13 protein-coding genes are annotated in these 7,740 nt (G+C 33.4%); all 13 read left to right on the top strand.

Annotation, left to right across the window (positions count from 1 at the left end):
• Positions 1–611 (top strand): replication initiation factor domain-containing protein (locus BCR26_RS15675; RefSeq protein ID WP_139124972.1); only part of this gene is annotated, 611 nt, incomplete at its 5' end.
• Between the two features lie 190 nt (positions 612–801).
• Entirely contained in the window at positions 802–1,497 is a 696-nt protein-coding gene (locus BCR26_RS18845; protein ID WP_069699903.1) for an IS110 family transposase, read from the top strand.
• A gap of 98 nt (positions 1,498–1,595) precedes the next feature.
• A complete protein-coding gene (locus BCR26_RS18850) occupies positions 1,596–2,030 on the top strand; it encodes a transposase (protein ID WP_209591870.1) in 435 nt (144 codons plus the stop codon).
• A gap of 260 nt (positions 2,031–2,290) precedes the next feature.
• Entirely contained in the window at positions 2,291–2,470 is a 180-nt protein-coding gene (locus BCR26_RS18855) for a hypothetical protein (protein ID WP_069699905.1), read from the top strand.
• Between the two features lie 10 nt (positions 2,471–2,480).
• A complete protein-coding gene (locus BCR26_RS15695; RefSeq protein WP_069699906.1) occupies positions 2,481–2,849 on the top strand; it encodes a hypothetical protein in 369 nt (122 codons plus the stop codon).
• A gap of 288 nt (positions 2,850–3,137) precedes the next feature.
• Positions 3,138–3,521 (top strand): hypothetical protein, encoded by a 384-nt coding sequence (locus tag BCR26_RS15700; RefSeq protein ID WP_069699907.1) that lies wholly within the window; start codon positions 3,138–3,140, stop codon positions 3,519–3,521.
• A 13-nt stretch (positions 3,522–3,534) separates the two neighbouring features.
• Positions 3,535–3,897 carry a hypothetical protein gene (locus BCR26_RS15705; RefSeq protein ID WP_069699908.1) on the top strand — a complete coding sequence of 121 codons (363 nt, stop codon included), beginning with the start codon at positions 3,535–3,537 and terminating at the stop codon, positions 3,895–3,897.
• A 221-nt stretch (positions 3,898–4,118) separates the two neighbouring features.
• Positions 4,119–4,706 carry an EndoU domain-containing protein gene (locus BCR26_RS15710; protein WP_245677002.1) on the top strand — a complete coding sequence of 196 codons (588 nt, stop codon included), beginning with the start codon at positions 4,119–4,121 and terminating at the stop codon, positions 4,704–4,706.
• A 26-nt stretch (positions 4,707–4,732) separates the two neighbouring features.
• Positions 4,733–5,044 carry a hypothetical protein gene (locus BCR26_RS15715; RefSeq protein ID WP_069699909.1) on the top strand — a complete coding sequence of 104 codons (312 nt, stop codon included), beginning with the start codon at positions 4,733–4,735 and terminating at the stop codon, positions 5,042–5,044.
• A 218-nt stretch (positions 5,045–5,262) separates the two neighbouring features.
• Complete coding sequence (locus BCR26_RS15720) at positions 5,263–5,802, top strand: hypothetical protein (protein ID WP_211272314.1); 540 nt, start codon at positions 5,263–5,265, stop codon at positions 5,800–5,802.
• The gene (locus BCR26_RS15725) at positions 5,802–6,329 is read left to right on the top strand and encodes a DUF2247 family protein (protein ID WP_069699911.1); all 528 of its coding nucleotides are present in this window, start codon (positions 5,802–5,804) and stop codon (positions 6,327–6,329) included. Before BCR26_RS15720 ends, BCR26_RS15725 begins: the two co-directional genes overlap by 1 nt.
• 350 nt (positions 6,330–6,679) lie before the next feature.
• Positions 6,680–7,024 carry a hypothetical protein gene (locus BCR26_RS15730; protein WP_069699912.1) on the top strand — a complete coding sequence of 115 codons (345 nt, stop codon included), beginning with the start codon at positions 6,680–6,682 and terminating at the stop codon, positions 7,022–7,024.
• 107 nt (positions 7,025–7,131) lie between these two features.
• Entirely contained in the window at positions 7,132–7,458 is a 327-nt protein-coding gene (locus tag BCR26_RS15735; protein ID WP_084387170.1) for a hypothetical protein, read from the top strand.
• Positions 7,459–7,740: the final 282 nt, after the last annotated feature.

The raw sequence follows: 7,740 nt of genomic DNA on the forward strand, positions 1-7,740 counted from the left end.
TTAGCGAAACACATAGTTACCACGATAGTAAGTTCTCTCTAAATGATGGAGCGAAAACTTTATATATTGGAGCTAGAAAATCCAGAGTTCGTTTTCGTTTCTACGATAAGGATAAAGAACAAGCGCTAAAACAAAAACTATCCATGGTCAATTTAAAAAGCTGGAAACGTACAGAAATACAGCTTAGAGATGAATACGCTACACAAATGTGTCAACAGATAGCATTCAGCCAAAAGAGCTTAGGTAGCCTGATATTTGGGTTCTTAAAAGCCAGTCTGACTTTTCACACGGAAACAGGAGAACTGTACCGCCCATGGCAGCGATTTATCGGAAGTGTAGAACCATTGAAACTAAAAGCCACGAATGAAACCACGACATTACATGATACACAAAACTGGTTAGAAACAGGTGGTGTCTTGTCTATCCTCAAAGGATTTAAATTATTAGAAGAAAGCCATGCACTAGGTGATTTACAATCCGTTGAACAATTAATACCACAAGCATTATTTAGTCGTTCCTTTAGTCAAAAACTAGTCGCTCATGTGTCTATGCTTAATCGCATTGACCTCGTCAAACAAATTCAAGACCAAACAAAAAAAGCAGAGTTCTAAAAAATAAGAAATGAATTTCTTAGATTCTAAACTCTGACCTCAACAATTAGAGTATACCATAATTTAAGAAATTCTCCAATTCAAGAAAATGGATAGGCTGACGCTTTCTTGCCCGCTACTCGTACTATTGAGTAAGTAGAGGCTTCAAACCGAGATTGCCACTATTAGATTGAATAGAATAGGAGAACTAATGGACAGAACCAAGTATTTGTATGTCGGTATGGACATACACAAAGACACACATACCGCTGTATTGATGAACTATTTGGAGGAAAAGCTAGGCGAAATTACAATCACGAATACATTACAAGGATTTCGTAAACTAGAAAATTATGTAGTAAAACAGCAAGGAGAACTGATTCCAATTTTTGGATTGGAAGATGTGACTCATTACGGACGAAATTTATCTATATTTCTTTTGGATAAAAATTACCCAGTAAAAGAAGTAAATCCGTCATTGTCCTTTATGGAACGCATGAGCTACGCAAGTACGAAGAAAAATGATAGTTGGGATGCCCAATGTATTAGTGCCGTATTGATGAGACGTTCGCACTTATTACCAGATGCCGATCCACAAGATTATTATTGGACAATGCGTCATATTGTCAATCGAAGAAATGCACTAATAAAAGGGTTAAGTGGTCTTACACGTCAATTTCATGAACAGCTTCAAGTTGCTTATCCAAGCTATAAAGCATTCTTTCATGAATTAACCTGTGCAACCTCATTAGCCTTTTATGAAAGATACCCGTCCTCCAAGCATTTAGAACATGTATCTGATGAAGAATTAGGAGCGTTTTTACGAGTACCAAGTCATAATACTTGTTCAACCAATCGAGCAAGAAAAATCCTTGATTTGGTGGCACAAGAACAACTAAAAATTTAGATTACCAACAAGAACGTGATTATCTTGTACAAAGTATTGCTCAACAAATTCGATTCATTTTACGAGAAATTGAAAGCATTGAGCAATTAGAAAAGAAAATGTATGCAGAATTAGGCTATCAATTAGAAACAATACCAGGGATAAATACAGTGACAGCCTGTGCATTGGTAGCCCATGTAGGAGATATTCATCGGTTCACCAGTCCGCACAAGTTAGCGAATTATGCTGGGGTCGCTCCTTTACATTTTGGTTCAGCAGGAAAAGGGAAAGACGTACAAAATAAAAGCCAAGGAAACAGACATTTATACTCTACTCTTTATTTCCTAGCGATACAGCAAATCTATCTCACGAATAAAGGAGAAGCAAGAAATCCAGTTTATCGTGCTTACTTTGAGAAAAAAATATCCGAGGGGAAAACCAAAATACAAGCCTTAATCTGCATTATGCGAAAATTAATTCGAGTAATCTATGCCATGATGAAGAAAAAAGTGGTGTATGAACTCCCTGTACTAAAAACAGTAGCAGCAAGCTAAGAAATTTGTGTTAGAATGTTGGTAAAACAATGTTCTAACACATTATTTTAGAAGTATATTTCAGCCCAAAGAAAGCCAGTGGACTTGAATTTGGTAATGTAGAAAAATTAGAAACTCATTTTTCAAAGCATGGTGGAGAATTTGGAAAGGCTTTTTCTAACGCTGATGAGTATTTATCAGGAGCTAATGATGTTATAAAGAATGGGACAAAAGTTCAGTATAGCTATAATGGTGAAATTAGAACAGGATACGTTAAATTTATGAAAAATAGTAGTTTAACTAATGCTAATGGTGTTCCAATAAAAAGTTATGCTAAATTTGAGTTTGTAGGAACAAATAACTTAGGAGAAATTACTACTTATCATGTTGAAAGTGGTAAAACATTTTGGAAAATGATGAATAACGGGAGTAACATTCCGGTTATCAACCCAATTGAATAGAGGTTAAATAATGGATAATTTAGTTAAAGTAAGTAAAATTGATTCTATCATTGAAGAAGAGGTAGAAATTTTGGTTAATAGCCAAGAAATAGTCGCTTTTAATGTATCACCTCAGAAATTAGAGGTAGAAAAAGAATATAAAGCTGAAATAGATATATTTACTAATGACTTTTTAGAAATCAAAGAACAAGAAAGTGGGAAAGTAAAAAAAATTGAACATATAGATAATTTTAGATATATGTTATGGGGGAAATTATTAGAAGATAATGTTTTAGATGTCGGTTTTTTTATTACAAGTGATTTATTTGAGGATTATAATTATTTAACAGGACAGTATATTTTTTTAGAAGTGGATAGATTGCAAATATACTGTGAATAAAAATAAAAAGGCACTTTATCACTCGACTGGAATCGAGAAAATAGAGCCTTGACTAGTAAGAACACACTCACTAATCAAGTTGCCAGTAGCTAACAAAAGTTAGGCGTATTCTTTGTAAAGTGACTTAACTGAAAAAATATGAAGTGATAAAATGGTATTGGTAAGTGATTAACTACTGATACCGTTTTTTAGTATATCAAATACATCCTTTCAGCTCGAGTAGGGAACCCCTCCATACAGGGACAACCACTGAAAGGGTGGGAGAAGTTTCAGTTTCTTTATGCAGGAATGGCGGGCGGTGCAACAGAAGTTGGACAGGCATATTACACATTTAAAGCTATGGAGAACTGGGGTAAGAAAGCCAGTGGACTTGAATTTGGTAATGTAGAAAAATTTGAAACTCATTTTTCAAAACATGGTTCAGAAATGAAGCAAGCTTTAAACAAAAATAACTATTCAATTACTGATTATCTAAATGATGCAAATCATGTTATTAAAGAAGGACAATTTGTTTCTGAAATGAACGGTTATATAAAGCTTGTTGGTGGTGAAGGAAGTGCTAAATATGCATTTGTAGGGTTAGATAGAACAACAGGTAATATAACAACTTTACATTTGAAATCTGTAAAAGAACTTGCTAAAAAAGCGCCAAGTCTAGGATTAAAACCATAGGAGGGGATATAAAATGGTTATTGTAAAAAAAGTGAATTGGATAGATGAAGATTCTAGAGAGGCAGACATTTTACTTTCAGATGGTGTATACTCCATTGAATGCTTTTGTAGTGACTGTAATTTATCAGAAGGAGATGTGTTTTCAGATATTCTTTATGGATTTAACATTAAAAATATTGTTAAAAGTTTTAATGAAGAATATGTAATAGATAAAAAAGATGATAATTATCATATTCAGGGGAAGCTTGTAGATGTGGAAAATGGAGTTCTACAAATAGGAGAGCTTAAAATAGATTTATCAGATGGTAACATTCCAAAGGATATTAAACAAAATGATTATATAGAAGCTGATATTTCAAGAATTGATATTTATTAAAAAATAAAAAAGGCACTCTACTACTCGACTGGAATCGAGAAAATAGAGCCTTGACTAGTAAGAACACACTGACTAATCAAGTTGCCAGTAGCTAACAAAAGTTAGGTGTATACTTTGTAAAGTGACTTAACTGAAAAAATATGAAGTGATAAAATGGTATTGGTAAGTGACTAACTACTGATACCGTTTTTTAGTATATCAAATATATTCTTTCAGCTCGAGTGGGGAAAAACCCTCACACAGGACAACCTTTGAAAGGGTGGGAGAAGTTTCAGTTTCTTTATGCAGGACTAACAGAAAGTGCCACCGAGGTTGGACAGGCGTATTACACATTTAAAGCTATGGAGAACTGGGGTAAGAAAGCCAGTCGGGCTAAAGTACCTAAAGTTGAAATTCCAGAACAAAGTTTGAAACATGCAAATGTCGGAGATTTTACTGTCAATCCTTCTACAGGAAAAGTGTCTAAAATGAAAGGTGGCGGACATGGACAAACTAACATTGATTTCTTAAAAGAAAATGGATTTGAAGTAAATATTGAAAAAACTTATCCTAATGGTGTTAGAACTGGAAATGTACCACACCATAAAACACCATCTAAACGTACTGGAACAGGGCAATCATGGTTTCCAGAAAATTGGACAGGTAAAGATATAGAGACTGCAGGACAACAGATTGCTAGCCAACCAAACTTTTCAAGTGCTAAAAATGGTGAAGTTATTTTTGGAGATTATAATGGTGTACGAGTTGGTGTAATAAAAACTGATGGAAAAATTGGAACTATTTTTCCAGATGGTACAAAACAACCATAAATAATTATTTAATTGGGAGAAAAATTATGAATATATCTAATCAAATTAAAGAAAATTTAGAGGAACGAAGAAGTATAAATGAAGAAGATGATTTTGGACTTGAAAAAAGTTGGGCAAATTTGACCAATATTTTATCCATAAGTGAAGATGAAACTATCAATTATTTGAAAAACTGTTCTAAAGAAGATGTGTTATTAATTAGTTCGGTTTTTGATGATGTTTCCGAAAAATTACAAAGCAGGAAATTTATTTCTTGTTTAAGAGAACTTGATAAAAAGTATCCTGATTTGAAATTAACATTTTTTATTGATGATGCTGAAAGTTACATTGAAAACTAAATAAAAAAGTCACTCAATCACAAGACTGGTAATCAAGTGATTGAGCCTTGATAGTAAGAAGTAAACTCACTAATCAAGTTGCCAGTAGCTAACAAAAGTTAGGTGTATACTTTGTAAAGTGACTTAACTGAAAAAATATGAAGTGATAAAATGGTATTGGTAAGTGACTAACTACTGATACCGTTTTTTAGTATATCAAATATATTCTTTCAGCTCGAGTGGGGAAAAACCCTCACACAGGACAACCTTTGAAAGGGTGGGAGAAGTTTCAGTTTCTTTATGCAGGAATGGCGGGCGGTGCAACAGAAGTTGGACAGGCATATTACACATTTAAAGCTATGGAGAACTGGGGTAAGAAAGCCAGTGGAGGTAATCAAAAAGTATTAGAGGAAATCACCAATCCTGTTTTAGAAGCTCCCAGATCTGGAAGTGGATTGAAGGTTGATGATATTAAACCAGTTAAAGGGAAAGGTTCTGTTTATGATATTGACCCATTAACAGGAAAACCACCTACAAAACAAACTCAAATTATCATAGATGAATTTCCTAATGTTCCAAAAGCACATGGTTTTTCTGATATTATTGATAATTATGCTGGTTTAGCAGAAGTTTCAGATTTAGGTAATGCTAAATTATATCAAATTCAGGGAAGTCAAAATGGTGTTATGGGACGCTTTGAATGGATAATCCAAGACGGAAAAGTTACACACAGAATGTTTGTCAGAAATCCAGAATTGAATGGAGTGCCAATAAAATAATGAATTGTATAGATGAATTTAAAAAAAATAATATTCCTTTTTCGTGGAATGAGCTTAAAATCGGTAGATTTGGTTATTCAGACAACGAATTTTATTTACAAGGTATACTTGATAATGAATTTGTAATGAAATACACCTTAGATTATTTATCTAAAACTGAAAATGAAACCAATTCGTACGTATGGGAGCTTGGAAGTCTATTTTCACCATATGATGAAAACGAAATATATAAGCTTCTAGATTTGATTGAGGATTATGATGGAAAAGATTTGATATCTTATTTTAGATGGAGATGGATTCTAGTTAATAATCTATTGAATAAAATCTCAGATAAAGACCATGTAAATGCTTTGTTAGAAATTAGTGAGTTCTGGCTTGATTTGAAGTCTCCATTAGATATGCCTTATCAATATCAAGGCGTGGAAAATAAATTAACCCCTCAAGAATTTTATACTGAGGAACACTTATCTAAAGTTATTTCCGACCATAAAAAATGGTTGGATGATGAAAAAAAGAAATTAAAGTAAGAGGTATCAAAATAAAAAAAGGCACTTTATCACTCGACTGGAATCGAGAAAATAGAGCCTTGACTAGTAAGAACACACTCACTAATCAAGTTGCCAGTAGCTAACAAAAGTTAGGCGTATTCTTTGTAAAGTGACTTAACTGAAAAAATATGAAGTGATAAAATGGTATTGGTAAGTGATTAACTACTGATACCGTTTTTTAGTATATCAAATACATCCTTTCAGCTCGAGTAGGGAACCCCTCCATACAGGGACAACCACTGAAAGGGTGGGAGAAGTTTCAGTTTCTTTATGCAGGACTAACAGAAAGTGCCACCGAGGTTGGACAGGCGTATTACACATTTAAAGCTATGGATAACTGTGGGAAGAAAACCAGTGGGGCTAAACCGCATAAAACAGATTTTGGCGTAGAGAATCCTGTATCTGGGCAAGATTGGAATAATTATTTTAAGGATAAATACGGTGCTGGAAATGTTCAGCGGAAGAATCCCGTTAGTTCAATAGGTGAACTAATGGATACTCCTAGCTCTTTAATTAACTTTAATCCTGCAGATGTTGCTGATTTTGTAAAAAGAGAAGGATGGGCGACAACGCCTCTGAAAAAAGGTGGAAGTGAAGGTATTCCCTATGAAGAAGGCAGAGGATTTAGTATGAATCCTCTCAAAGGAACTAGTGGAGATTCAAGATATATCTAGTATCACCCTGGAAAAGTTCCTTATTATAAGATATCACAACCGAATAAACCAACAGTTAGAATTTATATGGACGGCAGATATGAAATTGACTAGGGAGGAAATATTTAATGAACAATTATAATAATGTAGATGATTTAATAGCTATTCATGATTTACTTATTAAAAATTTGCAGCTTTTTTCTAGTAATTTTAAAATTCAAAAAGAGAAATATAAACATGCTGTTTTATCAGACGAATTAGCTTCTGATTTTTCCAATATTGATATGGAAAGAATGAAAATTTTATTTGAAAACGGCTGGATAACGGAAGAACAGTTAAATTTAGGGGAAACAATAAACTCTTTTTTGGAAGAAATGAATAAGGATAAGAGCTTATGGACGGATGAAGCTGTAAAAAATCTTTGGAATGGGGAAAATGTAGAGAAATGGGATTAGAATTATTAGAATCTTTGGGATATTAAAAGAATTTTAGTTTGAATGGAGTAAAAATTCATAAAATAAAAAAGACACTCTACCACTCGACGGGAATCGAGAAGATAGACCTTGACTAGTAAACTGTAACTCACTAATAAAATTGTAGTTATTTAGCATTGTTGTGAAAAAATAAAGAGATGAACTAATGTAGTGCGCCCCCTAAGTTAGACCAAAAAATCTAGCTTAGGGGGCTTTTTATAGTGGCTAAATATGATTATGACTTAAAAAAATTAGTTGTTGAAG

This window comes from Enterococcus rivorum (assembly GCF_001742285.1).
Taxonomy (GTDB): domain Bacteria; phylum Bacillota; class Bacilli; order Lactobacillales; family Enterococcaceae; genus Enterococcus_L; species Enterococcus_L rivorum.

Bases quoted from the DNA above. Each gene is read 5' to 3' on its own strand.
- BCR26_RS18845 (WP_069699903.1), top strand. From the start codon at position 802: ATGGACAGAACCAAGTATTTGTATGTCGGTATGGACATACACAAAGAC.
- BCR26_RS18850 (WP_209591870.1), top strand. From the start codon at position 1,596: ATGTATGCAGAATTAGGCTATCAATTAGAAACAATACCAGGGATAAAT.
- BCR26_RS18855 (WP_069699905.1), top strand. From the start codon at position 2,291: ATGAAAAATAGTAGTTTAACTAATGCTAATGGTGTTCCAATAAAAAGT.
- BCR26_RS15695 (WP_069699906.1), top strand. From the start codon at position 2,481: ATGGATAATTTAGTTAAAGTAAGTAAAATTGATTCTATCATTGAAGAA.
- BCR26_RS15700 (WP_069699907.1), top strand. From the start codon at position 3,138: ATGGCGGGCGGTGCAACAGAAGTTGGACAGGCATATTACACATTTAAA.
- BCR26_RS15705 (WP_069699908.1), top strand. From the start codon at position 3,535: ATGGTTATTGTAAAAAAAGTGAATTGGATAGATGAAGATTCTAGAGAG.
- BCR26_RS15715 (WP_069699909.1), top strand. From the start codon at position 4,733: ATGAATATATCTAATCAAATTAAAGAAAATTTAGAGGAACGAAGAAGT.
- BCR26_RS15725 (WP_069699911.1), top strand. From the start codon at position 5,802: ATGAATTGTATAGATGAATTTAAAAAAAATAATATTCCTTTTTCGTGG.
- BCR26_RS15730 (WP_069699912.1), top strand. From the start codon at position 6,680: ATGGATAACTGTGGGAAGAAAACCAGTGGGGCTAAACCGCATAAAACA.
- BCR26_RS15735 (WP_084387170.1), top strand. From the start codon at position 7,132: ATGAACAATTATAATAATGTAGATGATTTAATAGCTATTCATGATTTA.